This is a genomic window from Streptomyces panaciradicis (assembly GCF_023516615.1).
GTDB classification, from domain to species: Bacteria; Actinomycetota; Actinomycetes; order Streptomycetales; family Streptomycetaceae; genus Streptomyces; species Streptomyces panaciradicis.
On the sequence record NZ_JAMGBF010000157.1, the window covers coordinates 1 to 25,533 of the forward strand.

The 25,533-nt window shown below is 72.6% G+C and carries 21 protein-coding genes and 3 pseudogenes; 8 read left to right on the forward strand and 16 right to left on the reverse strand.

Features of this window, described 5'->3' with window-relative positions; genetic code table 11:
* The 3 genes and pseudogenes from M8J74_RS44685 to M8J74_RS36695 form a co-directional block, all read right to left on the reverse strand.
* A pseudogene (locus M8J74_RS44685) lies at window positions 1-280 on the reverse strand (hypothetical protein); the annotation flags it as partial.
* 51 nt (window positions 281-331) lie between these two features.
* On the reverse strand, window positions 332-703 hold the full coding sequence (locus M8J74_RS36690) for a hypothetical protein (protein WP_058923661.1): 372 nt from the start codon (window positions 701-703) through the stop codon (window positions 332-334).
* The gene (locus M8J74_RS36695) at window positions 693-2,459 is read right to left on the reverse strand and encodes an AbeC-like domain-containing protein (protein WP_249840571.1); all 1,767 of its coding nucleotides are present in this window, start codon (window positions 2,457-2,459) and stop codon (window positions 693-695) included. The genes M8J74_RS36690 and M8J74_RS36695 overlap by 11 nt, the downstream gene beginning before the upstream one ends.
* A gap of 136 nt (window positions 2,460-2,595) precedes the next feature.
* On the opposite strand from M8J74_RS36695, the gene M8J74_RS36700 reads away from it, so the two are divergent.
* On the forward strand, window positions 2,596-3,543 hold the full coding sequence (locus M8J74_RS36700) for a MarR family winged helix-turn-helix transcriptional regulator (protein ID WP_249840572.1): 948 nt from the start codon (window positions 2,596-2,598) through the stop codon (window positions 3,541-3,543).
* On the opposite strand, the pseudogene M8J74_RS36705 reads toward M8J74_RS36700, so the two are convergent.
* The 3 genes and pseudogenes from M8J74_RS36705 to M8J74_RS36715 all read right to left on the reverse strand — a co-directional run.
* Window positions 3,434-3,827 (reverse strand): annotated as a pseudogene (locus M8J74_RS36705) (type 2 periplasmic-binding domain-containing protein); the annotation flags it as partial. The gene M8J74_RS36700 and the pseudogene M8J74_RS36705 sit on opposite strands and share 110 nt — an antisense overlap.
* Window positions 3,779-3,919 carry a hypothetical protein gene (locus M8J74_RS36710; RefSeq protein WP_249840573.1) on the reverse strand — a complete coding sequence of 47 codons (141 nt, stop codon included), beginning with the start codon at window positions 3,917-3,919 and terminating at the stop codon, window positions 3,779-3,781. The gene M8J74_RS36710 and the pseudogene M8J74_RS36705, both read right to left, overlap by 49 nt.
* The gene (locus M8J74_RS36715) at window positions 3,910-4,860 is read right to left on the reverse strand and encodes a serine/threonine kinase C-terminal domain-containing protein (RefSeq protein WP_249840574.1); all 951 of its coding nucleotides are present in this window, start codon (window positions 4,858-4,860) and stop codon (window positions 3,910-3,912) included. Before M8J74_RS36715 ends, M8J74_RS36710 begins: the two co-directional genes overlap by 10 nt.
* Window positions 4,861-5,172: 312 nt before the next feature.
* Here M8J74_RS36715 and M8J74_RS36720 point away from each other — a divergent pair, with 312 nt between their 5' ends.
* Genes M8J74_RS36720 through M8J74_RS36735 form a run of 4 tightly spaced genes read left to right on the forward strand, consistent with a single transcriptional unit; the run spans window position 5,173 to window position 11,919 of the window.
* The gene (locus M8J74_RS36720; protein ID WP_372500386.1) at window positions 5,173-5,463 is read left to right on the forward strand and encodes a CU044_2847 family protein; all 291 of its coding nucleotides are present in this window, start codon (window positions 5,173-5,175) and stop codon (window positions 5,461-5,463) included.
* Complete coding sequence (locus M8J74_RS36725; RefSeq protein WP_249840576.1) at window positions 5,412-7,616, forward strand: VMAP-C domain-containing protein; 2,205 nt, start codon at window positions 5,412-5,414, stop codon at window positions 7,614-7,616. The genes M8J74_RS36720 and M8J74_RS36725 overlap by 52 nt, the downstream gene beginning before the upstream one ends.
* A complete protein-coding gene (locus M8J74_RS36730) occupies window positions 7,613-8,563 on the forward strand; it encodes an AAA family ATPase (RefSeq protein ID WP_249840577.1) in 951 nt (316 codons plus the stop codon). Before M8J74_RS36725 ends, M8J74_RS36730 begins: the two co-directional genes overlap by 4 nt.
* Window positions 8,564-8,565: 2 nt before the next feature.
* The gene (locus tag M8J74_RS36735; RefSeq protein WP_249840578.1) at window positions 8,566-11,919 is read left to right on the forward strand and encodes an SAV_2336 N-terminal domain-related protein; all 3,354 of its coding nucleotides are present in this window, start codon (window positions 8,566-8,568) and stop codon (window positions 11,917-11,919) included.
* A gap of 40 nt (window positions 11,920-11,959) precedes the next feature.
* On the opposite strand, the gene M8J74_RS36740 is transcribed toward M8J74_RS36735, so the two are convergent.
* The 5 genes from M8J74_RS36740 to M8J74_RS36760 form a co-directional block, all read right to left on the reverse strand.
* Entirely contained in the window at window positions 11,960-12,949 is a 990-nt protein-coding gene (locus tag M8J74_RS36740) for a malate dehydrogenase (RefSeq protein ID WP_249840579.1), read from the reverse strand.
* 312 nt (window positions 12,950-13,261) lie between these two features.
* Complete coding sequence (locus M8J74_RS36745) at window positions 13,262-14,524, reverse strand: helix-turn-helix domain-containing protein (RefSeq protein WP_249840580.1); 1,263 nt, start codon at window positions 14,522-14,524, stop codon at window positions 13,262-13,264.
* 300 nt (window positions 14,525-14,824) lie between these two features.
* The gene (locus M8J74_RS36750) at window positions 14,825-15,286 is read right to left on the reverse strand and encodes a helix-turn-helix domain-containing protein (protein WP_249840581.1); all 462 of its coding nucleotides are present in this window, start codon (window positions 15,284-15,286) and stop codon (window positions 14,825-14,827) included.
* Between the two features lie 212 nt (window positions 15,287-15,498).
* Window positions 15,499-15,924 (reverse strand): DUF3017 domain-containing protein, encoded by a 426-nt coding sequence (locus tag M8J74_RS36755; protein WP_372500389.1) that lies wholly within the window; start codon window positions 15,922-15,924, stop codon window positions 15,499-15,501.
* A 184-nt stretch (window positions 15,925-16,108) separates the two neighbouring features.
* Window positions 16,109-16,963, reverse strand: coding sequence for a bifunctional methylenetetrahydrofolate dehydrogenase/methenyltetrahydrofolate cyclohydrolase (locus M8J74_RS36760; protein WP_249840583.1), 855 nt, complete (start codon window positions 16,961-16,963; stop codon window positions 16,109-16,111).
* Window positions 16,964-17,208: 245 nt separating this feature from the next.
* On the opposite strand from M8J74_RS36760, the gene M8J74_RS36765 reads away from it, so the two are divergent.
* Window positions 17,209-17,952 (forward strand): RDD family protein, encoded by a 744-nt coding sequence (locus M8J74_RS36765; protein ID WP_249840584.1) that lies wholly within the window; start codon window positions 17,209-17,211, stop codon window positions 17,950-17,952.
* Window positions 17,953-18,027: 75 nt separating this feature from the next.
* On the opposite strand, the gene purH is transcribed toward M8J74_RS36765, so the two are convergent.
* Together purH and purN are read right to left on the reverse strand one after the other, a co-directional pair.
* Complete coding sequence (gene purH, locus M8J74_RS36770; RefSeq protein WP_249840585.1) at window positions 18,028-19,599, reverse strand: bifunctional phosphoribosylaminoimidazolecarboxamide formyltransferase/IMP cyclohydrolase; 1,572 nt, start codon at window positions 19,597-19,599, stop codon at window positions 18,028-18,030.
* Window positions 19,596-20,225 (reverse strand): phosphoribosylglycinamide formyltransferase, encoded by a 630-nt coding sequence (gene purN, locus M8J74_RS36775; RefSeq protein WP_249840586.1) that lies wholly within the window; start codon window positions 20,223-20,225, stop codon window positions 19,596-19,598. The genes purH and purN overlap by 4 nt, the downstream gene beginning before the upstream one ends.
* Before the next feature lie 326 nt (window positions 20,226-20,551).
* Between purN and M8J74_RS36780 the strand changes: the two genes are divergently transcribed.
* The gene (locus M8J74_RS36780) at window positions 20,552-21,337 is read left to right on the forward strand and encodes a hypothetical protein (RefSeq protein ID WP_249840587.1); all 786 of its coding nucleotides are present in this window, start codon (window positions 20,552-20,554) and stop codon (window positions 21,335-21,337) included.
* Between the two features lie 24 nt (window positions 21,338-21,361).
* On the opposite strand, the gene M8J74_RS36785 is transcribed toward M8J74_RS36780, so the two are convergent.
* Window positions 21,362-23,152 (reverse strand): cell division protein PerM, encoded by a 1,791-nt coding sequence (locus M8J74_RS36785; RefSeq protein ID WP_249840588.1) that lies wholly within the window; start codon window positions 23,150-23,152, stop codon window positions 21,362-21,364.
* A gap of 57 nt (window positions 23,153-23,209) precedes the next feature.
* Between M8J74_RS36785 and M8J74_RS36790 the strand changes: the two genes are divergently transcribed.
* Window positions 23,210-24,079 carry a SigE family RNA polymerase sigma factor gene (locus M8J74_RS36790; protein WP_372500390.1) on the forward strand — a complete coding sequence of 290 codons (870 nt, stop codon included), beginning with the start codon at window positions 23,210-23,212 and terminating at the stop codon, window positions 24,077-24,079.
* Window positions 24,080-24,157: 78 nt separating this feature from the next.
* Here the strand turns inward: M8J74_RS36790 and sucD are convergent, their stop codons facing one another.
* Both sucD and M8J74_RS36800 read right to left on the reverse strand, forming a co-directional pair.
* Window positions 24,158-25,042 carry a succinate--CoA ligase subunit alpha gene (gene sucD / locus M8J74_RS36795; RefSeq protein WP_249840589.1) on the reverse strand — a complete coding sequence of 295 codons (885 nt, stop codon included), beginning with the start codon at window positions 25,040-25,042 and terminating at the stop codon, window positions 24,158-24,160.
* An 18-nt stretch (window positions 25,043-25,060) separates the two neighbouring features.
* A pseudogene (locus M8J74_RS36800) lies at window positions 25,061-25,533 on the reverse strand (ADP-forming succinate--CoA ligase subunit beta); the annotation flags it as partial.

Genomic DNA, 25,533 nt, shown 5'->3' on the forward strand with positions numbered 1-25,533 from the left:
CGGGCCAGCCGCCCGGCGCCGCGGCGGGCCGAGTCGGCGCGGTTCCGCCGTCCTTGCCGCCCGCGGAGGACCCGGCATCCGCCGCCTCTGCGGCCACGCCCGCCTCGCCCGCACCGGCCGTCCCTCCAGCCACACCCCCCTCGTCCGGGCCGGGCACCGTCGGCGCGACCGGCGGCCGTCCCGGTGGCGGTGACGTCGGCTGGGTCGTCGAGGGGCTCTCCGCGTCGCCGTCCTCCCAGCGCTGGGTGTCCTCGTTCCAGTACCTCGGTCCCCCGCTCATGACCGTCGTCCCCCTCCCCGGACCCGCCGTCCCCCGTTCACCATGTCCGTCTCACATCCCCAGCAGCCCGGCGAGCGCTCCGGCCGAGGCGAGGAACGTGACCAGGGCCTGCGAGTCGGACAGCAGCTCACGCAGACGTTCGCGGCGGGTCTGGCCCGCCTGGCCGGTGCTGGTGATCTCCGACTCCGTCTCGGCGAGGGCCTCGTCGAGGGTCGCCGTCTGGTCGGTGCCGCGCACCCGTTCGGCGAGGTCCGCCCGCAGGTCCCGGACCGCCGCGAGGAGTTGTTCCGTCGCCTCGTCCAGTTGCGGAGCGGCGCCGGCGCCGTGGTGATGGTGGCTCTCGGCACGCGCGTGGCTGCCGACCGCGAAGGTGTTGTTGCCCGAGATGTTCCCGAAGTTGACGCTCGGCTCGTTACCGGCCATTGCTGTCGGCTCCCTTCTGCTGCGGCGCCGCGCCGCCCGAGTCGGTGGAGAAGGCGGACGCGTGACTGCCGACCGCGAAGGTGTTGTTGCCCGAGATGTTGCCGATGTTCACGTCGCCGTTGCTGATGTTGACGACCTTCTGGACGAACTCGCCGGTCTCGTAACCGGATTCGGCGAGCGCGGCCCGTACCCCGTTCGCCACCCGGTCCTGCACGCTGCGGAGGTAGCGGACCACGTCCATCTCCTGGAAGAGCGATCCGGCCGGCGCCGAGCCCAGCTCGCGCACCGACACCGCCGGACCGTCCGGCAGCGCGCCCGCGTAGCCGCCGGTCAGCAGCCGCCAGAGGTAGACCGCACCCCGGCCGAGCTGGCCCAGCGAGCGGCCCGCCGACCCGGGTACCAGGACGAGCGCCCCGGCCGCCTTGCCCAGCGCGCTGTTGTGCCGGAACCGGTGCGCCGTACGGTCGGCGTCCTTGAAGTCGGCGCGCACCGGCGTCAGCACGTGCGGCGCGATCTCCAGCATGAGCATCCGGCCCTGCGTGTGGATGCGCACGAACACCGTGACGACCAGCTCTTCCTCCCAGCCGCCGACCCGGATGCGCAGGAAGTGCCGCCGCTTCTCGGCGCCCTCCTCCACGGCCCGGGCCCGGTGCTCGTCGAAGGCCTGCGGGGTGTAAGGCGCCTGGTCACGGGTGAGCAGTCCCTCGACGGGCAGGAACACGCACTCGTCGATCTCCAGCCAGCGCAGCCGGTCGCGGACCCCGGGGCCCGCGTACGCGGACGGGACGCGCAGCTGTTCGAGCAGGGGGCGGATCCGCTCCAGGATCGTGCGGTTGCTCAGCGGCAGCTGCTCCTTGTGCTCCTCGTCCGCCCGCAGTTCCACGGCCAGCACCCAGGTGTCGTACGCCGCTCCCGCACCACAGAACGGGCGCGCCTCGTGGTACATGACCAGCGGCGCGTGCTGCTCCAGGCGGATGCGCTGCTTCAGCCGCTGGAAGCGCGGGTTGTCGGCCTGCTCGGCGGGGTCGCCGGCGGCGTCCGGGAAGCGCTGTGGGGACAGCTCGGCGGCCAGGGCGCGGCTGAACTGGTTGCGCTGGGCGTACACGCACCAGCCGATGGCCGCGAGGACGCCGAGCGTGAGCCAGGCCTGCCAGGGCTTGACCGTGTCGACGATGTCGGCCGGCGAGAAGGTGTCGGTGAAGCTCGACGAGTCGGAGTAGCCGTAGTCGGAGCCGTACGAGTCGTACGAGCCGGAGGAGGAACCGTCGCCGGAGCCGCCGAACGCGGCGAGCACGGTCAGGGCCAGCACGACGGCGACGGCGAGACGGCCCCACCAGCGCAGCAGGAAGGCGGCGAGACGGCGGTAGCGCGAGGGCTGCTCGCTGCGGCCCCTGATCCACGGCGCGAGGGCGAGCAGCACGCTCGGCCAGAGGAAGAACAGCAGAAGTCGGCCGCCGGCGGCCGTGCCGACCAGCCACAGCCCGATGATCGCCCCGGCCCACAGCAGCTCGTGGCGCCGGGCGCGCAGGGCGTGGGCGAGGACGCGGGCGGCGTCGAAGCCGAGCGAGGGCGCCACGATCCGCTGCTCGTTGAGGTGCAGCTCCTCGATGACGCGGTCGCGGTAACCGGAATCCAGGTAGGTGCCCGCACACAGCAGCCGGGTCGCCTCGCTGGCGTGCGGTGGGGTGGGTGGTGCCGGCGAGGCCGCCGTGGGCGTCGTCGGCTGTGGTTGCTGCGGCACGTACGCGGTGCTCACGCTGCTCCCCCGATGCGTGGAATGACCGTTGTCAGACGTTCAGTTGACAAACCATCAGCATAGAGGGGCGGGTGGGGCGGCGAAACCGGAATGTCGAGGGATGGACGACGCAGAGTTCTTTGACTAAAGTCAAAGGATGAGGGAGCCAGGACGTACGGAGCCCGTGTCGGCGGATCAGGTGCCGTCGGAGCAGGTCCCGTCGGAGCAGGTCGCGGCTCTGCGCCGGTTCAACCGGTACTTCACCCGCCGTATCGGCGCGCTGGACGACCACTACCTCGGCCAGGACCGCCCGCTCGGCGAGGCCCGGCTGCTGTTCGAGATCGCCGGGACGCCGGGCGGCGTGTCCCTGCGGGAGCTCAGGGGCCGGCTCGGTCTGGACGCGGGGTATCTGAGCCGGATGACCAAGGCGCTCCAGACCCAGGGCATGGTCCGGATCAGCGTCGACCCGCAGGACAACCGGCTGCGCACGATCGAGCCGACGGACGCGGGGCGGCTGGAGGTCACGGAGCAGAACCGCCGGGCCGACGCCCTCGCGGCCGGGCTGCTGGACACCCTCACCCCCGTCCAGCGCGACCGGCTGGTGGAGGCCATGGCCACCGCACAGCGCCTGCTGCGGCTGGCCGCGATCACCGTCGACCTCGTCGACGGCGCCGCCCCGGACGCCCGCGCCTGCCTCGACGCCTACGCCGCCGACATCGACGCGCGCTTCCCGGAGGGCTTCGACCCCTCCGACCTGGTGCGGCCGCAGGAGGTGTCCGGGACGGCGGGCGCGTTCTTCGTGGCGTACGAGGAGGGGCGGGCGGTGGGCTGCGGGGCGCTGCGCACCCTGGAGCCGGGCGTGGGCGAGATCAAGCACGTGTGGGTGCACCCGCGGGCCCGGCGTCTCGGCCTCGCCCGCCGGATCCTCGCCGCCCTGGAGGACGAGGCGGCGGCCCGCGGCCACAGGGTCGTACGCCTCGACACGCACGCGAGCCTCACCGAGGCGCAGGCGATGTACCGGGCGGCGGGCTACCGCGAGATCCCGGCGTACGTCGACCACGTCTACGCCAGCCACTGGTTCGAGAAGCGGCTGGGACCCCGCTGACGGGCCCTGCCCGGCCGGACGACCACCGGGCCGGCACCTCCCGCAGGGTCCGCCGCAGCCACGCGTGCGCGGGGTCGGCGTCGTGCCGCGGGTGCCAGGCCATGCCCAGCGGCAGCCAGGTCGAGCGCCGCCGCCGGCGGGAACCCCCACCCGCTGATCAGCCCGACCAGGTCGGTGTCCCGCAGCACGAAGAGCGAGGCGGGGAACGTCCCGACGGCCCCCACCACCCGCCGCTTCAGGCCGAGTTCGGCGAGAGCGGCGTCGACGGGCCCATGCCCTCGGCGAAGCCGGGGTGGGAGGCCGGGACGGTGCCGGTGACGCGGTCGCGCCCGTCCGCCGCCGCCACCAGGGAACCCGTCGGCTGAGCTAGGCGCACTCCGTGCCCGTCGGGCAGAAGTAGCGCACCGCCATCCGCAGCGGTTCCCGCACCTGCTCGGGGTCCAGGGCGGCGGGACCGCTGGCGCGGATCGCGTACAGCGTGCCGTCGGGGGCCTCGAAGCGGTGGTCGATGACCTGGCGGGCGCCCTTGTCCGCGTCGGTGTAGCGGTACGACAGCTCGGCCCAGGTGTCGCCGTGGTCGCGCTCGACGACCTGGTAACCGGGCTGCGCGGCGAAGCCGTAGCCGGGGTCGGTCTCGGCGAGCGTGAGCGACTTGTACGGCGTGGACTCGGTGACCTGGAAGATCTGCAGCTGGCGGCCGTCGGCGGGGGCGTCGTAGTAGACGATCGGCGCGAGCTTGCCCTGCTTCTCGCGGCGGGACCAGCCCTGGGGGACGTCGATCGAGTAGCCGACGGGGTCCTGCGCGCGGCGGTAGCCGGCGGAGGGGGAGTTCAGCGGCGAGGCCGGCGTCGTCGTGGCCGACGTGGCCGGGGTGGCCGGCGGGGTGCTCGGTGGACGCGAGGCGGAGGGCGTGGGAGCCGAGGAGGTGGAGCTGACGCTCACGGGACCCGCGCCGGTGTCCGTCCGGTGCTCGCGCACGAGGTACCAGGTCCCGGCGCCGGTGCCCGCGCCGACCGCGACGATCAGGGCGATGACCCCGACGATCCGGCCGGCACGGTGCCGGGGGGCCGGGGCGGGGACGGGGGGCAGGGTGTACGGCGGTGTGGGGTGCCCGGAGTACGGCGGTGCGGGGCGCGCCGGGGCCGGCGGGGGCGGCACCCAGGGCGGCGGGAGCGTCCCGCCCGTCTGGGTCTCCGCCGAGGCCCACGGGGGAACGCTTCCGGTCCCGCCGCCGTCGGACCAGGCCGCCTGGCCTCTCTCCTCGCTCGGCTCGCGCTCCGCCCCGGAACCGGAGCTGCGTCCGTCCCATCCGTTCATGCCGACGTCCCCCGAATCACCCCATTGAGCAACGCTTTAGACGGTAGCGGCGAAAACGGCCACGGGCCCCGTTCCGGAAAGAACCGGAACGGGGCCCGTACGAGTCCGTGACATGCCGACGCCCACCCCAGGCCGGCTCGTCCTTCCCGGCTGACTGATGAACACGCTGCCTGGCGAGGCCGGTTGAGCCACACTGTTGCCGTGTCCACCGCTGCGCAGTCAGAATTCGACGACGGTACGCCCGTACGGTTCCTGCTCACTCCCGCCCCGCCCGGAGCGATCCCTGAACGGGCCGGAGATCTCCCTGAGGGTATGGGCTCACCGGTCCCTGTGGCCGCCGGACGACGGGGCGTCGCCGACTTCGCGGCCAGTGGTCTGCGGCGTGCCCTGGTACCACTGGGGATCCTGCTGCAGGAGGTGCACGACGCGGTGAAGGCAGTGCCCGAGCCGCCGGCCGAAATGACCGTGACGTTCGGGGTGCAGGTGGGGCAGGATCTGAAGTTCGGAATTGTGGGCGGGAACGGGCAGGCGCACCTCACGGTCACCGCGACATGGAAGCCGCCCCCGTCCGCCGGAGACGGGGCGACACCGGGCTCGGAGTAGCCATGGGCTGGTTCCTGCTGGCCCCGCCGACCCCGGACGGCGTTCCCACCCGTCATGTCGTGACCGTGCGACGGACCGACGACGACCGGGTCGCGGGAGCGGGCGTCGTCGTCGGCGCCGACACCCTGCTCACCTGTGCTCATGTCGTCAACGACGCGCTGGGCCTGCCGTTGTTCGACTCCCGTGATCCGGGGCGGGTGGCCGTACCCGTGGAGCTGCGTGGAAAGACCGGCTTTCGTCAGGACTACGCGATCCTGGAACACTGGATCCCGCCACGGTCCGCCAACGGCGGCAGGGTGGTCAACGGAGACGCCACCTGGCTCGGCGACTTGGCGTTGCTGAGACTGGAAACGCCCTCCGGCGAACTGCCCGCGCCTCCGCGCAGGACCGCGATGTCACAGGATCAGCGGGTGCAGGCATGGCACGGCAGCGGCAATGACGCCACGTTCGCCGATCTCACCGTCACCCTGCTCGCCGGTTCCGTCGGTTACGTCGACGGTGCGCCCACCGGAATGGCCGTCGGGCCCGGTTACAGCGGCAGCCCTCTGTGGTCCCCACAACTGAACGCCGTGGTCGGACTCGTGGCCGGCGCGTTCCTGCCGGACCCGGACCCCGGCAGCGGCGCCGTTGCGCCGTACAACCCGCAGAACATGGCCCGGCGAAGCTGGGCCATCCCGTGGCAGCGCATCGAGACCGAGTTGCGTCCGCTGGGCGTACTGGACACCCTCTCGCCCGAGACCATCGATCCCGACGACCCGGTCTTCGCGGCGGTGGCGGACCTGGTCGCGGACCTGCTGCCTTCGGGAAACCCGCGCGTCGAGTGCGGCCTGCGGCTGGCGCGTGCCTGCGGTGTTCGGCACGGCAGCGATGTCACCCCTCCCACACCCGAGGAATTCGCGTCGTTCTTGCTCGCCCACCCGCGCGCCCCGGCCGCACTCTCGGCGATCCTGCGGCGGCAGCCCGGTGACGGCGCCGACCGGGTACTGGCCGCCGCCGGTGCGATCCCCGCCGCGAAACTGCTGACCGCACAGGAGTACGTCGAACTGCGGAAGCGGCTGCGGGACATGGATCCCGGTCTGCTCGGGCGGCTGCCCGAGACGGTACGCGCCGCGCTGCCTCACCTCGCCACCTTCCCGGATGGCTCGGATCTCGACATGCTGCTCGACCAGTTGGAGTCACTGCCCGGGGACGGCGGCTCGGGCGCTGGTGAACGCAGGGTCCCGGCACTGCTGCGGGTCATGGAGTACCTCGCCGTGCTGTGCCCGGAGCCCTCCCAGGCGGAACTGCGCCTGTGGACGAGAGGGGTGGCCTCACGGCTCGGCGTCGCCCTGGCCGCTCTGGACGAGCGGCGCTGGGATGCCCAGGCCTGGGCGCGCACGGTGAGGGAGCGCTCTGCCCGCGTGCGCGTCCTGGTGGAGGTCAAGCAGGCGGAGTCCGATCGCCACCGGCTGGGAATCTGGTGCGACGAGGGGTCCGGCCCGCAGCGGATGTCGACCGGAAGTGGGGGGTCGTACTCGCCCTCGGAGGCAGCCCGAGAGGTGCTGCGGGTGATCGACTCCCTGCCACCCGCCACGGGGGATTTCCAGCCACCGTTGATCGAGGTGTTCGTGGACCGCGACAGCCTCGACCTGCCGGTCGACGAGTGGGAGGCGCAGGTTCCGGGCGAACTCGTGCGCGGAGTGCTCGGTGTGGAGTTCCCGGTGGTGGTGCACTGTCCCGAACTGTTGCGCAGGCACAAGCGGTTCGAGCCCCACTGGCACACCCGGTGGAGTCGGCTCGACTCGGGAGGGCCGTTGCGGGTCGACGAGTCCACCGATCCGGTGAGGCTCTACGCCAGGCTCGTCAACCAACTGGACACGGTCCGCGTCTCCGTGGACGTACCACCCGGTCGACAGCGGGACGGCATCGTGCAGACGTGCCTCGCCCTGGGCATACCCGTGGTGGTGTGGGACCGCGGATCGGAGGGGAGATCCCACGCCGTCAAGCACATGACGGACGTCGCCACCCGGCATCTGCCCGACGGAGTGCTCGGCTACCGGGCCTACGCGCTGGCCGATCCCTCCGCCTTCCCCGGTCAGCCGGTCCTGGCCTGGGCCGACGCCGACCGAACCATCCCCCGACTGCAGCTGACCGAACCACAGGAGAGCTCATGACACCGGCTCCCGAGGCGGACTGGCGCCTCTTTCGCGGCGACGGCGTGCCCAGGGCCGTCGATCTCCCGTCCGCTCCGCCGTGGCGCCGCTTCAGCCCCGTGCCGGAGCTGCGCCCCGAGCTGCCCTACCTCATCGAGCAGCGGCATGCCGACGTCGTCAACGCCGCGCTGCACCTGCGCCGTCCGCTGCTGGTCACGGGACCGGCCGGCACCGGCAAATCGTCGCTCGCCCATGCGGTAGCCCACGAACTGTGCCTGGGCCGGCTGTTGCGCTGGCCGGTCAACAGCCGCTCCACGGTCAAGGACGCCCTCTACCAGTACGACGCCATCAGCCGGCTGCGCGAGTCGTCGCTCAGCCGGGACCGCGACGAACGTGAGCCGTCCATCGGCACGTTCATCCGGCTCGGCCCGCTCGGCACCGCACTGGTGCCCTCGACCGCCCCGCGCTGTCTACTCATCGACGAGATGGACAAGGGCGACGTCGACCTGCCCAACGACCTCCTCACCGTCTTCGAAGAAGGCGTTTTCGACATCCCCGAATTGACCCGGCTGCCGGAGGACATGGCCGACGTCGAGGTCCAGACCTACGACCACCGGGGCACCGTCCTCGTCCACCAGGGCCGCGTCCAGTGTGCGGAGTTCCCCGTCGTCGTCATCACCAGCAACGGCGAGCGGGACTTCCCGCCCGCGTTCCTACGCCGCTGCATCCGTCTCCAGTTGCAGCAGCCGGACCGGCAGCGGCTGCGGGCCATCGTCGCGGCCCACTTGGGCGAAGAGGCGCTGCGCGCGGCCGACGATCTGATCGAGGCGTTCCTGCGCCGCCGCGCCCCGGGCGAACTCGCCACCGATCAGTTGCTCAACGCGGTCTTCCTGCGGACCGGGGGCGTCGACCTGGATGCGGAGGGACTGCTCGACGCCGTGCTGCACCAGCTCACCGGGGCGATGTGACGATGGCGGGCGGTCCCGGCGAGCGGTTCGCCGAGGCACTGCGGATCCTCGCTGCCTGCGGTCACGATCTGGACGCCGATCAGGTCCTCGACGTGCTGTGGCTGGCCCGTCGGCTGCCGGTGGGCGAGCACGCGCCGTTGCGCCCGGATCCGCCCACCGTCCCCGAGCCGGCCACTCCAGCGCCTGCCGCCCCCGAGCCGGAGCGGGCTGCTGCAGAGCAGGCGCCGCCGGATCCCGACGACCCCGATCTGCCGGACCTCATCCCCTCGTCCTTGTACGCGGCGGCTCGCCAGGCCCCTGCCCCGCGGCCGCGCGCCGGGCGGCCAGGCTCGGAGCCCCGCAAAGCCATGCCGGTCCGGGTGCCGGAGGGCAAGGCACTGGCGGACGAACTCGCCGTGGGCCGGGCACTGAAGCCGCTGCGACGCCGCCGGAACAGCCGCCACCGCCTGGAGATCGACGAGGAGCGCACCGCGGCCCAGTTCGCCGAGACCGGACTGCCCGACGTGGTGGAGCGCCCTGTACGGGAACGCTGGCTGCACCTCGCGCTGCTCGTCGACGACGGCTTGTCCATGCTGCTCTGGCACCGGCTCGGCGCCGAACTGAGGTTGCTGTTCGAACGCCTGGGCGCATTCTCCGTCACCAGGGTGCTCGGGCTCGACACCAGCGGACGCGCACCGGTCCTGCACGCCGGCGCCTTCCGACCGGACAGCCCGCGACTGCCCCTCAGTACCGTCAACGACCCCTCGGGGCGCACCCTCGTGCTCGTCGTCAGCGACGGTATGGGCGCCGCGTGGCGGAGCGGGGCGATGCACGACCTGTTGGCGGAACGGGCCGCCCACGGACCGGTCGCGGTTCTGCACACACTGCCGCCCGAGATGTGGGAGGCCTCGGGCATCGCCGCCGAGCGCTGGCAGGTCACCACCCGGCGCATCGGCGGCGCCAACACCGCCTGGGAGATCTCCGACCCGTTGCTGCCACCGGACTTGGCCGCCTTCGACGGCGTGCCGGTGGCGGTCCTGGAGCCGACGCCCGCATCTCTGGGCGGCTGGGCCCGCCTGCTCGCCTCGCCGGGCACCACCGCGGAACTGCCCCTGCTGACCCGGCCCGGCCGGTACGGCGCCGTCGTCGCCTCACGCGACGTGGCCAGCGTCCGGCACTTCCGGGACGCCGCCACCCCGGAGGCCTACCGTCTGGCGGCCCACTTGGCAGCCGTGTCACCGCTGTCAGTGCCGGTGATGCGGCTGGTGCAGCGAGAAGTACTGGCGGCCAGGCCCTCTCACTTGGCGGAGGTGTTCCTCGGGGGGCTCGTTCTCCCGCATCCGGCGCCGGTGCCCGGCCCGCTGCCCGCCAAGCACCGCGTGTTCGACTTCGCGGAGGAGTCCAAGACCGTTCTGCTGGACGCGGTGCCACAGGCCGAACTCCTGCGTACGGGACGCCTGATCGGTCACAGGTTGGAGGAGCTGGCTGGGAACTCCCCCGACTTCCCCGCCTGGCTCGCCCACCCGGACGGCCCCGCCCATCTGCCCGCCTCGCATCAGCCGTTCACCAGCGTCGAGCGACGACTGCTCAGCCGGTTCGGCGTCTCCTTCGACCGCGCCTCACCGCTGCCGGGGCCGGAGCAGGAGCCCGACTCCACCGGGACGGCGGACGACTGGAGACTGCTGACCGCGGAAGACCCCGTGCGGCTCGGCCCGTACGAACTGCTGGGGCGACGCCGAGGACGCCGTACGCTGCTCTACCGGGGTGTCGCCGCTGACGGGACGGAAGCCGTTCTGCGCGTTCCACGGCCGGACCTGCCCGCGGCCAACGCCCGGTTGCTGGAGACCGAGGCAGAGGCGCTGAGCAGACTCCAGGGCGTGTATGCTCCCGCGCTGCTCGCCACCGGATTCGAGGAGTCTCCGCCCTGGCTCGCGATGGCTCCCATCGCGGACACGGAGGCGCCCCACGCCCGGCCGTCGCAGCTGGTCGACGTCGTCAACGAGGCGATCCGCACCGGGACCGCGCCCTTCGACACGCTCAGCGGGCTCCTCGTCGGCTACCACATGGCCAGTGCCCTCGCCCTCTGCCACGCCTCGGGCCTGATCCTCGCGGACTTCAACGCCGACAACGTCTACGTGCTGCGACGCACCGTGGCTCTCGGCGACCTCTCGGACTGCGCGGTGGACGGACGGCACCTGGGTCCCGGCCCGGCACCGACGGCTGCGGAGAACGTGCGCTCGCTGGGCGGGCTTCTGCAGCTCGTCAGCACCAAGGCGGGCCTGCGTCTGGCAGCCCTCCCGGAGGGCATGCACCTGTGGCAGGGAGACACCTGGGAGCCGTTGCGGAAGTTGGTGCTGCGCTGTCTCGACCCTGATCCCGGACTGCGGCCGGCGGCGAGCGAGGTCGCCGATCTGCTGGCCCGCTATATCGCCCAGACCCGGTCCCACGGCTCGCAGACCGTCACGGGCCGGACCGCGACGCGGGCAGCTGCCCGGGGGCATCTCAGCGTGCCTCGACAGACTGAGGGAAGAGACGCCGGCTCGTTCCCGATGCGGTTGCCCCGTTTCGGCGCGGGGCGCCACGAGATGGAGGCCCGCCTGGCGCGGCTCAGGGTCCCGATGTCGTACGGCAGGCGGCTTACCCTGGTCGGCGCTTACCACTACAGCGGGCGGGCGACGACGACCGTTCTTCTGGGCTCACTGCTCGCCGCGGCGCGGGGCGAGCCCGTGCTGGCAGTGGACGGTGCCGTCTCCGAGGGGGCGCTCGACACGTTCCTCACCCGGCGCAACCCTGCCACGGTGCGGGACCTGGCAGCCCTGCCACCCGACCCGGATTACGCGGCCGTTCGTGCCCTGACCACGCGTCTGGCGTCCGGGCTCGAAGTGGCCGCCCACCGTGCGGGCCACTACGGCCCCAACCCGCTGCACGCCCAGGAGTACGTACGCGTGCTGGAGTACACGGCACCGTACTACTCGTTCGTACTGACCGACTGGTCGCCCAAGCGCCTGGACCGGACGGCGGACGTGGTCCTCGACCACACGGACCAGCTGATCGTCTGCTGTGGCACCGACGACTGGTTCCTCGACTCGGCGGCACGCATGCTGCACACGGTACGGGAGGGGGGCCGCCATCGCCTGGCCGACGAGGCGATCGTGGTAGCTACCCAGATCGGCGGCCCCAACAGCCCGAGACCACGGGAGCGCGTCGTGCGTCGACTGGGCATCACGCATCTCGACCGGATCGTGTGCGTCCCCTTCGACAGCGCGCTGCGCTCGCCCCTCTGGGAACCGAACCAGCTGCGGTTCGCGACGACCAGCGCCCTCCTGAAACTGGCGGAACTCGTCGTCCCCACCGCCGGGACCGACACCCGGACATGACAGTTCCCGGCCGCTGCGCCAGCGGCCGGGAACTGCGGTCTCAGATGAGGCCGAGGCCGCGGACCGCCTCGCGCTCCTCCTCGAGCTCCTTGACGGAGGCGTCGATGCGGGCGCGGGAGAACTCGTTGATGTCCAGGCCCTGGACGATCTCGTACGTGCCGTCCTTGGTGGTGACCGGGAAGGAGGAGATCAGGCCCTCCGGGACGCCGTAGGAGCCGTCCGAGGGGATGCCCATGGAGGTCCAGTCGCCGTCGGCGGTGCCGTTGACCCACGTGTGGACGTGGTCGATGGCGGCGTTGGCGGCCGACGCGGCGGAGGAGGCGCCGCGGGCCTCGATGATGGCCGCGCCGCGCTTGGCGACGGTCGGGATGAAGTCCTCGGCCAGCCACTTCTCGTCGTTCACGACCTCGGCGGCGTTCTTGCCGGCGACCGTGGCGTGGAAGATGTCCGGGTACTGGGTGGCGGAGTGGTTGCCCCAGATCGTCAGGCGCTTGATGTCGGCGACCGTCGAACCCGTCTTCTTCGCGAGCTGGGTCAGCGCGCGGTTGTGGTCGAGGCGGGTCATCGCGGTGAAGCGCTCGGCCGGTACGTCCGGGGCGGCGGCCTGCGCGATGAGCGCGTTGGTGTTGGCCGGGTTGCCGACGACGAGGACCTTGATGTCGTCCGCGGCGTGGTCGTTGATGGCCTTGCCCTGGGGCTTGAAGATGCCGCCGTTGGCCTCGAGGAGGTCACCGCGCTCCATGCCCTTGGTGCGCGGGCGGGCGCCGACGAGGAGGGCGACGTTGGTGCCGTCGAAGGCGACGTTCGGGTCGTCGGTGATGTCGATGCCCTGGAGGAGGGGGAAGGCGCAGTCGTCCAGCTCCATCGCCGTGCCCTCGGCGGCCTTGAGCGCGGGCGTGATCTCGAGGAGGCGGAGCTTGACCGGCACGTCCGCGCCGAGCAGCTGGCCGGAGGCGATGCGGAAGAGGAGGGCGTAACCGATCTGGCCGGCCGCGCCGGTGACGGTGACGTTCACGGGAGTGCGGGTCATGGCGTTCTCCGTAGGACAGCTGGCGGTGGTGTCGTCCGGGTGGGACGTACAGATGATCGATCTCTTGGTATCAAGAGAGATCCACCGGTCAGGCTATCGCGCATCCGGGATCCCGGACGGCCGGGTCCGTGTGGCCCAGCCCACAGAGTGAAGCCGCCCGAAAGAAATCCGGGACAGCACGCATGGGCGCCCCCATCCCGGGCACGCGAACGGTACCCCCACGGGAGTCCGGCACTGTCGGTACCCCCCAGCGGCGGCCGCTTCCGTCTCACCTCTCCCGGACGGGCGGCCGCCCCCTTTGTGCCCGGGTGTCTAGGGCGTGCACCCCTTGAGGCCGGACGACAGCGTGGCGCAGGCCTTCGCCTCGCCCGCGTCCTTCACCGCGACCATCGGCGTGTACGCGATGGTGTCCCCCGCCTGCGTGATGCTGTCGCTCTGCTTGGCCTTGCCCGCGGTCACCTGGACGGCGTCGCCGGGCGCGGCGGCGGTGATACGGCCCCACGCGGCACCGCAGGTCTTGCTGTAGCGGACCTCGACGGTGGTCGTGCCGACCGTCGCGGTCTTGGCGGTGGTCACCGCGGCGACGTCCTTGGTGCAGCCCATGGCCTCCGCGTCCTTGCCGGCGCAGGAGGCGCCGGCGCACTTCACTCCGGCCGGGAGGTCGACGGAGCTGACCGAGGGCGACGGCGAGGCGTGTCCGCCCGCGCTCTTCTTGCCGCCGTTGTCGGTCAGGTAGAACACGGCCGCCATCACGACCAGGACGCCGACGACGCCCGCGAGGAACATCGTCAGCCGCCGCCTGCCGGCGCCCCCGGAGGGGGTGTCCGGGCCTCCGGGCCGCGGACCCTGCGGGGCGTCGCCGAAGACACCCGGCGGCTGCGGGGTGGCGGCGGAGGCCGCGGGCGCGGAGGCCGGTGCGGTGGAGGCCGGTGGGGTCGAAGCCGGTGCCGGCGGGGCCGGCTGCTGCGGGCGCCCGCCCGCCGGCGAGGGGCCCTGATAGCCGGCCACCTTCCAGGAGTTGGCGCCGGACGATCCGCCCGGGGCGCCGTCCGGCTCCCGAGTCTCCGTCGCCCCGGAGTCCGGCTCCCGGGGTTCCTGCTTCCGGGTGCCCGGCTCCCGTGTGTCCGGCGACGTCGTCGGCTGCGGGGGCACCGTCGGTGCCACGCCCGCCGGTCCCGCGATCCCCGGCGTCGCCGTCGCGCTGCCGGACCTGCGGGCCGCCTTGCCGCCCTTGACGTTCGCCGGGGGCGGCCCGAACTCACTGAGCGCGGCGCGCGCCTGGGAGATGCGGATGGCCTCCATCGTCATGTCGTGGCGCATCTCCGACTTGCTCCAGGCGCGTTCGGCGAGCTCCCACATCGTCGTCAGATGGACCGGGTTGGTGCCCGTGACCTCGGCCAGCGCCACGATGGCGCCCTTGGGCGCGAGCAGCCGGCCGTTCAGGTACCGCTCCCAGGACGTCTTGCTGTAGCCCGTACGGTCGGCCACCGACGCGATGCTCAGGCCGCTGCGGTCCACGAGCCGCCGCAGCTGGCTCGCGAACTCCCTGACCTGCGGATCGAGTTCGTCCGGCAAGGCCCTCCAACGAGGCATTGCTTCCCCCCTCTTCCCCCCGTTTGGTGCTTTCTTTCCTACCTCGCGCGTGCCCGGCACGGGCCGGGTCCCCGTCCCTGGCTACCCACCGGAGTGCGCCCCACCAGGGTCTCAGTTCCCAGGGCGGGGGCGCACGGGTGCGCCCCCGGTGGGACTCGTCACGCTAGCTCCCTCGTCGAACAACCCTGTGTCAAATCCGCGAACTCGTCGATACATCGACACCGCAGCCACACACGGACAACCTCACCCGTCACGGACTTTTCCCCCCGGCCCACGGGCGACTCAGCCGAGCGCGACGGCGCCGACGACCGCCGTCAGCAGCATGAGGAGGAGCAGCACGACGGCGTACAGCAGCAGCCGTCCGCCCGGCCCGCGCCCCTGCCCGCCCTCCTCCGGCGCGTCCCACCAGGGCAGGGTCGGATCGTCCTCGTAGCCGCCGCTCTCCTCGCTCCCGGCGGGCTTCGCGGGCCGGGGCCAGGCCTGGACGGCGAGTTCCCAGCGCACCCCGAACCGCTCGGCCTCCGTGCCGTCGAGCCCGGCGATCCGGCACAGGGCAGCGACGGCCTGCCGGGGCGGCGGCTGGGTGGCGTTGAGGTAGCGGTGCCAGGAGGACTTGCTGTACGCGGTACGGGCGCCGAGCGCGACGAGGCTGAGCCCCGTCGTGTCCTTCAGGAGCCGCAACTGCTCCACGAAGTGCCGCACCTCGGGCGGCAGATCGTCCGGCAGCGGCTGCCAGCCGCCCATCGCCCACCTCCACGGCGTCCTCGTCCTGCTCGTCTGAGCAGGTGACGAAGCCGGCCCGCCGATGGTTCCCGCGTTGCGGAACGGTCACCTCCGTGCCACAGCGTGCGGACAGCCGTTGAACAGGGACTTCGCCCTCCGCAAGGGTGGTCCTGGCGACGGCCCGTCCTTGTCCCGGGGGAGGGGACGGGCCGTCGTCACCGCGCCGGACGCGGTCAGCCGCTGCTCACCGTGAAGTGCAGGGTGTCCTTCAGGAACGGGATCTGCAGCCACGGATTGGGCTGCACCATCATCGCCAGCACCACGATCGCGAGACCGAGCACGCCGTAGGTGACGATGTCGGTGAAGCGGGAGCGCACGGCGAGCATGCCGACGTCGGGCAGCGTCCAGCGCAGCAGGGCACCGGCCACCAGGGCGACCCCGATCAGCAGCGTGCCGACCCGGAAGACGTCCAGCGCGGTCAGCAGCAGGCCGACGGCAACCAGGCCGAGGACAGCGAGGATCGGCCACTGCCGGGCGGGCGCCGGGGCGTCGCCCGGGGCGGCCCGACCGCCGCCCTCGGGGCGCGCGGTGTCCCGGGTGAACAGCGGGAAGCGGCGCGTCACGCGGCGGGGCACGCCCTGCGCGTCGGGCGCGCTGATGGCGTCCCGGACGGTCTCCTCGGCCTGCTCCTCGGGGTGCCCGACCTCACGCTCGGGGTCCGTGCCCGTGCCCGTGCGGTCGGAACGCTCGCGGCGCCGGAGGTCCACCGCCGGGCGCTCGGCACCGGCCACGCCGGTACGGGTGTCGCCGGTGTCGCCCGCGCCGCCCTCGGGGCGCCTCGCCTCAGCCGACACTGCGCTCCGCCGCCTCGACCACGTTGACGAGCAGCTGGGCGCGGGTCATCGGGCCGACGCCGCCGGGGTTCGGCGAGATCCAGCCGGCCACCTCGGCGACCCCGGGGTGGACGTCGCCGACGATCTTGCCCTCGGCGCTGCGCGAGACGCCGACGTCGAGGACGGCCGCGCCCGGCTTGACGTCCTCGGGCCGGATCAGGTGGGCGGAGCCTGCGGCGGCGATGACGATGTCGGCCTGCTTCAGGTGCGCCGAGAGGTCGCGGGTGCCGGTGTGGCACTGGGTCACGGTGGCGTTCTCGCTGCGCCGGGTCAGCAGCAGCGGCATCGGGCGGCCGATGGTGACGCCGCGGCCGACGACCACGACCTCGGCGCCCTTGATCTCCACGCCGTAGCGGCGCAGCAGGGTGAGGACGCCGTTGGGGGTGCAGGGCAGCGGCGCCGGCTCGTTGAGCACCAGCCGGCCGAGGTTCATCGGGTGCAGGCCGTCGGCGTCCTTGTCCGGGTCCATCAGTTCCAGGATGCGGTTCTCGTCGATGCCCTTGGGCAGCGGCAGCTGGACGATGTAACCGGTGCACGCCGGGTCCTCGTTGAGCTCCCGGACGACCGCCTCGATCTCCTCCTGCGTGGCCGTGGCGGGCAGTTCGCGCTGGATGGAGGCGATGCCCACCTCGGCGCAGTCGCGGTGCTTGCCCGCGACGTACTTCTGGGAGCCGGGGTCGTCCCCGACGAGGATCGTGCCGAGGCCGGGCGTGACGCCCTTCTCCTTCAGCGCCGCCACGCGGGCGGTCAGATCGGACTTGATCGCGGCTGCGGTGGCCTTGCCATCGAGAATCTGGGCGGTCATGGCCCCATCCTCGCGGATGACCGCCCCCCGGTTCCAATCCGGGTCCCGCCCGAGGGCACGTCCATGATCAGCCACATTGCACTTGCACAACACATGCGAAATGCCACTGGACAAGCCAGTCAGGGGTGAAGAACGATGAACGGCGCAGTATCGCGGTTCGTGTTCGGGGGGCAAACCGCTCACATCGTGTTATTCCTCCGCGCCATCCGCATCGTCCCCGCTTGTGCAACGGAGGAAAACCGGCCATGAGTTTCGGCTCGCCCAACAATCCCTACGGTCAGCAGCCGCAGAACCCGCAGCAGCCGCCCCAGGGCTACGGCTACCCGCAGCAGCCCCCCGCCGGCCAGCCGGGCCAGCCCGGTTACGGCTACCCGCAGCAGCCCCCGCAGGGCGTCCCGCCCCAGCAGGGCTACGGCTATCCGCAGCAGCCGGGCGGCTACCCGCAGCAGCCCGGTTACCCGCAGGGCGGCGGCTACCCCGGCGGCTACCCGGGCGGCCCGATGCCCAACGTCGCCTCGATGGGCCGCCGCTTCGGCGCCCGTGTCATCGACTGGCTGATCCTCGGCGCCGTCTACTCCGTGCTCAGCTTCGCCGGCATCGCGGGCGCCATGAACTCGGTCAACGACTGCGACCCGAACTCCGCCGACTACAGCACCTGCGTCGACAACGCCGGCTCCGACTTCGCGGGCAAGTTCTTCGTGGTGTTCGGCGCCCTCGCGGTCCTCGGCCTGCTCTACGAGTGGATGATGATCGGCCTGCTCGGCGCCACGCTGGGCAAGATGGCCGTCGGCGTCCGCGTGGTGAAGGCCGACACCGGCCAGAAGCCCGGCCTGGGCTCGTCGTTCATCCGCTACATCATCATCGCCGTCGGCGGTTTCCTCTGCGGCATCGGCCAGCTCCTGGTCTTCCTGTCCCCGTTCTGGGACAAGTCGGGCCGCCAGCAGGGCTGGCACGACAAGGCGGCGAGCACGATGGTCATCCAGAACTGAGACCACCCGCCCACGACACGAAACGCGGCCTCGGCCTCCTCGGGGAGGGCCGGAGGCCGCGTTTCGCGTTCGGGGTCAGTGGAAGAAGTGGCGGGTCCCCGTGAAGTACATCGTCACGCCTGCCTTCTTCGCCGCCTCCACGACCAGTTCGTCGCGGACCGAGCCGCCGGGCTGGACGACGGCCCTGACGCCGGCCGCGGTGAGGATCTCCAGGCCGTCGGGGAAGGGGAAGAACGCGTCCGAGGCGGCGTAGGAGCCGCGGGCGCGCTCCTCGCCGGCCCGCTCGACGGCGAGCTTGGCGGAGTCGACGCGGTTGACCTGGCCCATGCCGACGCCGACCGAGGCGCCGTCCTTGGCGAGCAGGATGGCGTTGGACTTGACGGCGCGGCAGGCCTTCCAGGCGAAGGCGAGCTCGGCGAGCTCGTCCGCGGACAGCGCCTCGCCGGTCGCCAGCGTCCAGTTGGCCGGGTCGTCGCCGTCGGCCTGGAGGCGGTCGGTGACCTGCAGGAGGGCGCCGCCGTCGATCGGCTTGACCTCGACCGGGTACTCGGGGCGGCCCGGAGCCTTCAGGACGCGGATGTTCTTCTTCTTGGCGAGGGCCTCCAGCGCGCCGTCCTCGTAGTCGGGCGCGACGATGACCTCGGTGAAGATCTCGGCGACCTGCTCGGCCATCTCCTTCGACACCGGCCGGTTGACGGCGATGACGCCGCCGAACGCCGACAGCGGGTCACAGGCGTGCGCCTTGCGGTGCGCCTCGGCGACGTCCGAACCGACGGCGATGCCACAGGGGTTGGCGTGCTTGATGATCGCGACGCACGGCTCGTCGTGGTCGTACGCGGCACGGCGCGCGGCGTCCGTGTCCGTGTAGTTGTTGTACGACATCTCCTTGCCGTGCAGCTGCTCGGCCTCGGCCAGGCCACCCGTGCCGGAGGTGTAGAGGGCAGCCGGCTGGTGCGGGTTCTCGCCGTAGCGCAGGGTGTGGGCGCGGTCCAGGCTGGTGGCGATGAACTCGGGGAACTGCGAGCCGTCCTCGGCGGGCGCGTAGGAGGACGCGAACCAGGAGGAGACGGCGATGTCGTACTCGGCCGTGTGCCGGAAGGCCTCCGCCGCCAGGCGCTTGCGGGTGGCGAGGTCGAAGCCGCCGTCGGCCGCTGCCTTGAGGACGTCGGCGTAGCGGTCGGGGCTGGTGACGACCGCGACGGACGGGTGGTTCTTGGCGGCGGCGCGGACCATCGAGGGGCCGCCGATGTCGATCTGCTCGACGCACTCGTCCGGGGTGGCGCCGGAGGCCACGGTCTCCCGGAAGGGGTAGAGGTTGACGACGACCAGGTCGAACGGCTCCACGCCCAGCTCGGCGAGCTGCTCGCGGTGGCTCTCCAGGCGCAGGTCCGCGAGGATGCCCGCGTGCACCCGGGGGTGCAGGGTCTTGACCCGGCCGTCCAGGCACTCGGGGAAGCCGGTCAGCTCCTCGACCTTGGTGACGGGGACACCTGCGGCGGCGATACGGCCGGCCGTGGACCCGGTGGAGACGAGTTCGACGCCCGCCTCGTGCAGGCCGCGCGCGAGGTCTTCGAGGCCCGTCTTGTCGTAGACGCTGACGAGCGCCCGGCGGATCGGCCGCTTACTGGTCCCGGCGGTGGCGGTCACTGGATAACTACCTTTCGTCCCTCAATGCGATGGCCGTTGCGGGCGAGGCGCCCCACGACCTCGACGAGCAGCCTTCGCTCGACTTCCTTGATGCGCTCGTGCAGAGCGCTCTCGTCGTCCTCGTCCCGGACCTCCACCACGCCCTGCGCGATGATCGGGCCGGTGTCGACGCCGTCGTCGACGAAGTGGACGGTGCAGCCGGTGACCTTGGCGCCGTACGCGAGCGCGTCCCGCACACCGTGGGCTCCGGGAAAACTGGGCAGCAGGGCGGGGTGCGTGTTGACGAACCGTCCGCCGAAACGGGCCAGGAACTCCTTGCCGACGATCTTCATGAACCCGGCGGAGACGACGAGGTCCGGCTCGTACGCGTCCACGGCCTCGGCGAGGGCGGCGTCCCACTCGTCCCGCGTGTCGTAGTCCTTGACCCTGCGCACGAAGGTGGGCAGCCCGGCCCGCTCGGCGCGCGCGAGCCCCTCGATGCCGTCGCGGTCCGCGCCGACGGCCACGACCGCCGCCCCGTAGGCCTCGGTCCCGCCGGCCGCGATCTCGTCGAGGAGCGCCTGCAGGTTGGTGCCGGATCCGGAGACCAGCACGACGAGGCGCTTGACCACGGGCTTGGCGGCCACGGTGGGGCCCTTTCTCGGGGGAACGTTCTTCGGCGGCCGGACCGCCGTACGCGATGACGTGGCGCTTTGTACATTCGTACGAATGCTTCGCGCTCCCGGATACGGGGAAGTCTACGAAGCGGCCGACCGTCAGCAACGATACCGGCACATGAGAAGGCCCCCACGGGACGGGGGCGTGGCCGGAAGGTAGCGTCTGGGAGGAGCCGGTTCGGGAACGCGCCCGCCGTGCGGCGCGTTGACCGTGTGACGGCTCCCGCAGGACCAGCCGTACCCAGCCCGTTCGCCAGGTTCACGAACACGTTCACCAAGGGGAAGACGCTCTCTTGATGTCGGACCGCAGTCTGCGACTCCTCACGCTCCCCCCGCTCCCGGCCCAGGGAGGGGAGCGCGGCGCCGCGCTGCTGCGTGAGCGCCCGGCCTCACCGCCCGACGCGCCGTCGGACCGCAAGGACGACGAGTCGGGCGGCACCCAGGACGACAACCCCTTCGCCCCGCCGCCGGAGGGCACGCCGGACCGGCCGTGGCAGCCGCGCCGCCCTGCGGGCGGCGAGGACGGCGAGGACTCCGCGGACCACTCCCCCTGGGGCAGCCAGTGGAGCGACCGCCAGCCGGGCCGCTCCTCCGGCGGTTTCGGCGAGCGCCCCGGCGGCCCGGCCCCCGGCCCCGAGGGCCCCGGCGGCGGTCCCGCGCCCGGCGGCACGGGCATGCGCTGGGACCCGACCGACCCGGTGCAGCGCCGCGCCCGCTACTCCCTCCTGTGCGGCATGTGGGCCTTCTTCTTCGCCCTCTTCAGCTGGCCGTACGTGTCCCTGCTCCTCGGCGCGCTGGCCCTGTACTGGGGCGGCAGCGCGCTGCGCGCCAAGACCCGCCCCGGCGACAACAACAACGCCCCGACCTCCGACGCCGGTTACCGCCCGCAGACGACGGCGGCGGTGAGCGGCCTGGTGACCGCCTCCCTGGCCATCGCCCTGGTGGCCGCGACGTTCACGGCCCAGCTGGTCTACCGCGACTACTACACCTGCACGAACGACGCCCTCACCAACCAGGCCAAGCAGTCCTGCAGCCACCTGCTGCCGAAGGAGCTGCGAGGCCTGCTGGGCACGAACGGCTAGAGCGGCAGGCGGAGCACCGGGCCGTCAGGGCCGGAGGGAGTCCTCCTCGTCGGGTTCGCCGTCCTCGTAGTCCTCGTAGTCCTCGTCGTCCTCGGGCCACCACAGCGAGCGCGGCGCCTCCGACGGCGACTGCGGCTGCGGCTCCGGCTGCGAAGGGGCCTCCTGGGACGACGGGGGCTGCTGCGGCCTCGGGGGGTCGGCCGGCAGCAGGTCGTACGGCTCGAAGGCCGTGTCGCGCTGGGCGAGCAACGGACGGTAGATGTCGTCGTCCGGGTCGTACGACTGGCTGTAGGTCTGGCCATGGGGCTGACCGTGGGCCCGGTCGTGGGTGCTGCCGTTCGTCCCGCCGTAGGGCACGGGAGCGGCGTCGTCGCTCGTCCGCGTCCCGTCTGCCCCGGCTTCCTTCTGGATGCCGAGCCAGGCTCCTGCCGCGTACAACGGCCCGGTCAGTCGGCGACCTCCTCCCGGCGTCCGCGTCCGCGGTTTCACGACCCGCTCGACGGGCGACCTCCTCGGCCGGCGCCCCCAGGCCCGCAGGCCCAGCGCCGTCGGCACCGACAGCGCCGCGATCCACAGGAACGCCGCGCCGGCCGCCTGCCACCACACCGGCCCGAATCGGGAGAGCGTCGCGACCCCGAGCCGGCCGCCGGCGAGTGCGCCGAGCACCGCGGCCCCGGCCGCGCAGAACAGCGCCGCCAGCCCGGCGACACCGGCGGTCCTGCCCCGCGACCATCCTTCCGTCCCCGCACCGCCGCCCGCCGCCGGCTCCGCCCGCCCCACCAGCCACCCGGCCGTCACCCCGGCCGTCACCGGCACCACCGCCGCGGCCCAGTTCGCCCACCCCCCGGCGCCCGCCTCCGGCACGGCCGCCAGGAGCGGGAACGGCGGCAGCAGCGACACCGGTGCCGACGACAGGGGGGTCACCAGGTGACCGGCGCCGAGCGCGAATCCGGGGCCCAGCGCGTACGACGCCCCCCACACCGCCGCGTTCGGCACCAGCACCGCGCACAGCAGCAGGACCGCGAACCGCCCCGACCACCCCTCCGTCAGATGCAGGAAGGACGCGCGGGCCGCAGCGCCGTGCCATCCCAGGGACGCCCCGACCAGCAGGGCCCCGCCGCCGGCCAGCACCGCGGCCCCGGCCCCCGCGGCCCGCGCGGCCACGCCCAGCCGGACACGTCCCTCGGTCCCCAGCAGCAGTCGCCGCGGGCCCGCGGGCAGCAGCACCAGCACTCCGTCCAGCGCCTCGCGCGGACGGCCGTACGCCGTCCACACCCCCAGGCCCGCCGCCCCCATGACGAGCAGCGGCGGGCAGACGGCCGTCCACACCCAGTCGGGCCGCAGCTCACCGCCGGACGCGTACAGGGCTGCGGCCGCGCCGACGCCGAGGTAGCCGAGGACGACGCCCGCCCACGCCGTCGGGCCCGACGCGCCCGGCGCCTCCTCCTCGCCGCCGTCGACCGCGTCCCGCGCCGCACGGTGCACCAGCCACACCGGGACGAGGAGCAGCAGCAGCGGCGTCACGCCCACCGGCGCGGGGGTGCCGGAGAGCGTGTCGGTGCGGACGAGTTCGGCGCCGTGCGCCAGCAGCCACAGCGCCGCCGCGACATGCAGCGCGCCGCCGGGCCCGCTGTCGGGGTAGGGCGAACTGATCCACAGCAGCGTCACGAGCACGGCGAGCGATCCGAGCCCCAGCCCGGCGGCCACGGCGCCGCCCAGAAGACTGGCGGCCAGTCCGGGCGATCGGTCGCGCAGACGGACGAGCAGGGACGACAGGGGCGGTCGGCGAGCGGTCATCTGGATCACGACCGTCATGGTCCCAACGACACGCGCTTTTCCGTCGTAACAGGCGAACCACCGAAGTGTCGCTCAATATATGTTTATGTACTTTTCCGTGCGAAAGGGCCGTCCGTGACGCAGCCTCAGGAACCGGAGCCGACCGCGCCGCTGACGCCCGCTCAGGCCTTCGACGCGCTGTACGCGTTCTGCGCCCCCGCCCTCGTACGGCAGACCTATCTGCTCACCGGCCGCCGCGAACTCGCCCGCGAGTCGGTCGAGCGGGCCTTCCAACTCGCCTGGCAGCGCTGGCCCGAGGTGGCCCGGGACCGGGACCCGGCGGGGTGGGTGCGCGCGGCGGCGTACGACTGCGCCCTCTCCCCCTGGCACCGCTTCCGCCCCCGCTACCGCCACCCGGAGGCGCCACCGGCCGACCCGTCCGACCGCACCCTGCTCGCCGCGCTCCTCGAACTCCCGCCGCCGTACCGCCGCACGCTCCTGCTGTACGACGGTGTGGGCCTGGACCTGCCCGAGACGGCGGCGGAGACGGAGGCCAGCACCCCGGCCGCGGCGGGCCGCCTGCTGCACGCCCGCGAGGTCGTCGCGGCACGCCTTCCGGACCTGGCCGATCCGCCCGAACTGCAGCGCCGTCTCGCCGCGCTGGCCGCCACGGAGCGGCTGCGCGCGACGCAGCCGCCGCGGGTGCGCACGGGCGGCGAACGGCGGACCCGGTTCTGGACGCATGCCGCCATCGCCTTCACCGTCGCCCTGATCGGGACGACCGCGTTCGCCCTGCGGACGGCTCCCACGCACTACGAGCCGCCGGTGGCCAAGGGACGTCCGGTCCAGGGGCTGCCACCGCGGGTGTCGCAGGGCGCGCTGTCGGACGAGGAGGCGGAGCTCCGGGACATGCTGCGCAGCCGGACGGAGAACGGTCCGGAGCGGCTCGTGCCCCTCGGACGCTGACCGCGGGAAGCCGGGTGACACGCCCGTGGGCCCGCCCCCCGAGCAGGGGGCGGGCCCACGGGCGTGCGGTGGGGTGCCTCAGCCGGCGAGGATCTCGCGCGCCAGCTTGGCGGTCTCGGTCGGGGTCTTGCCGACCTTGACGCCCGCGGCCTCGAGGGCCTCCTTCTTCGCGGCGGCCGTGCCGGAGGAGCCGGAGACGATGGCGCCCGCGTGGCCCATGGTCTTGCCCTCGGGCGCGGTGAAGCCCGCGACGTAGCCGACGACCGGCTTGGTCACGTTCTCCTTGATGAAGGCCGCGGCCCGCTCCTCGGCGTCGCCGCCGATCTCACCGATCATCACGATCAGGTCGGTGTCGGGGTCGGCCTCGAACGCGGCGAGCGCGTCGATGTGCGTGGTGCCGATGACCGGGTCGCCACCGATGCCGACGGCGGAGGAGAAGCCGATGTCCCGCAGCTCGTACATCATCTGGTACGTCAGCGTGCCGGACTTCGACACCAGGCCGATGCGGCCCGGCTTGGTGATGTCGCCCGGGATGATGCCGGCGTTCGACTGTCCGGGGGTGATCAGACCCGGGCAGTTGGGGCCGATGATCCGGGTCTTGTTGCCCTTGGACACGGCGTACGCGTAGAACGCGGCCGAGTCGTGCACGGCGATGCCCTCGGTGATGACGACCGCGAGCGGGATCTCGGCGTCGATCGCCTCGACCACGGCGGCCTTGGCGAAGGCCGGCGGCACGAAGAGGACGGACACGTTCGCGCCCGTCTTCTCCATCGCCTCGGCGACCGTGCCGAAGACCGGGATCTCGGTGCCGTCGAAGTCGACGGACGTGCCGGCCTTGCGCGGGTTCACGCCGCCGACGATGTTCGTGCCGTCGGCCAGCATGAGCTTGGTGTGCTTCATGCCCGTGGCACCGGTCATGCCCTGGACGATGACCTTGGAGTCCTTGTTGAGGAAGATAGCCATGGCTGTGTTCCCTCGTCCTTACTTCGCAGCCGCGAGCTCGGCGGCCTTGTCGGCCGCGCCGTCCATGGTGTCCACGCGCTGCACCAGCGGGTGGTTGGCGTCGGAGAGGATCTGACGACCCAGCTCGGCGTTGTTGCCGTCCAGACGCACGACCAGCGGCTTGGTGACGTCCTCGCCGCGGTCCTCCAGGAGCTTCAGGGCCTGGACGATGCCGTTGGCGACCTCGTCGCACGCGGTGATGCCGCCGAAGACGTTGACGAAGACGGACTTGACGTCCGGGTCGCCCAGGATGATCTCCAGGCCGTTCGCCATGACGGCCGCGGAGGCGCCGCCGCCGATGTCGAGGAAGTTGGCGGGCTTGACGCCGCCGTGGTTCTCACCGGCGTACGCGACGACGTCCAGGGTGCTCATGACGAGACCCGCGCCGTTGCCGATGATGCCGACCTCGCCGTCGAGCTTGACGTAGTTGAGGTTCTTCTCCTTGGCGGCGG

Bases quoted from the DNA above. Each gene is read 5' to 3' on its own strand.
- M8J74_RS36690 (WP_058923661.1), bottom strand. From the start codon at position 703: ATGGCCGGTAACGAGCCGAGCGTCAACTTCGGGAACATCTCGGGCAAC.
- M8J74_RS36700 (WP_249840572.1), top strand. From the start codon at position 2,596: ATGAGGGAGCCAGGACGTACGGAGCCCGTGTCGGCGGATCAGGTGCCG.
- M8J74_RS36715 (WP_249840574.1), bottom strand. From the start codon at position 4,860: ATGAACGGATGGGACGGACGCAGCTCCGGTTCCGGGGCGGAGCGCGAG.
- M8J74_RS36720 (WP_372500386.1), top strand. From the start codon at position 5,173: ATGGGCTCACCGGTCCCTGTGGCCGCCGGACGACGGGGCGTCGCCGAC.
- M8J74_RS36725 (WP_249840576.1), top strand. From the start codon at position 5,412: ATGGAAGCCGCCCCCGTCCGCCGGAGACGGGGCGACACCGGGCTCGGA.
- M8J74_RS36730 (WP_249840577.1), top strand. From the start codon at position 7,613: ATGACACCGGCTCCCGAGGCGGACTGGCGCCTCTTTCGCGGCGACGGC.
- M8J74_RS36735 (WP_249840578.1), top strand. From the start codon at position 8,566: ATGGCGGGCGGTCCCGGCGAGCGGTTCGCCGAGGCACTGCGGATCCTC.
- M8J74_RS36740 (WP_249840579.1), bottom strand. From the start codon at position 12,949: ATGACCCGCACTCCCGTGAACGTCACCGTCACCGGCGCGGCCGGCCAG.
- M8J74_RS36750 (WP_249840581.1), bottom strand. From the start codon at position 15,286: ATGGGCGGCTGGCAGCCGCTGCCGGACGATCTGCCGCCCGAGGTGCGG.
- M8J74_RS36760 (WP_249840583.1), bottom strand. From the start codon at position 16,963: ATGACCGCCCAGATTCTCGATGGCAAGGCCACCGCAGCCGCGATCAAG.
- M8J74_RS36765 (WP_249840584.1), top strand. From the start codon at position 17,209: ATGAGTTTCGGCTCGCCCAACAATCCCTACGGTCAGCAGCCGCAGAAC.
- M8J74_RS36780 (WP_249840587.1), top strand. From the start codon at position 20,552: ATGTCGGACCGCAGTCTGCGACTCCTCACGCTCCCCCCGCTCCCGGCC.
- M8J74_RS36785 (WP_249840588.1), bottom strand. From the start codon at position 23,152: ATGACGGTCGTGATCCAGATGACCGCTCGCCGACCGCCCCTGTCGTCC.
- sucD (WP_249840589.1), bottom strand. From the start codon at position 25,042: ATGGCTATCTTCCTCAACAAGGACTCCAAGGTCATCGTCCAGGGCATG.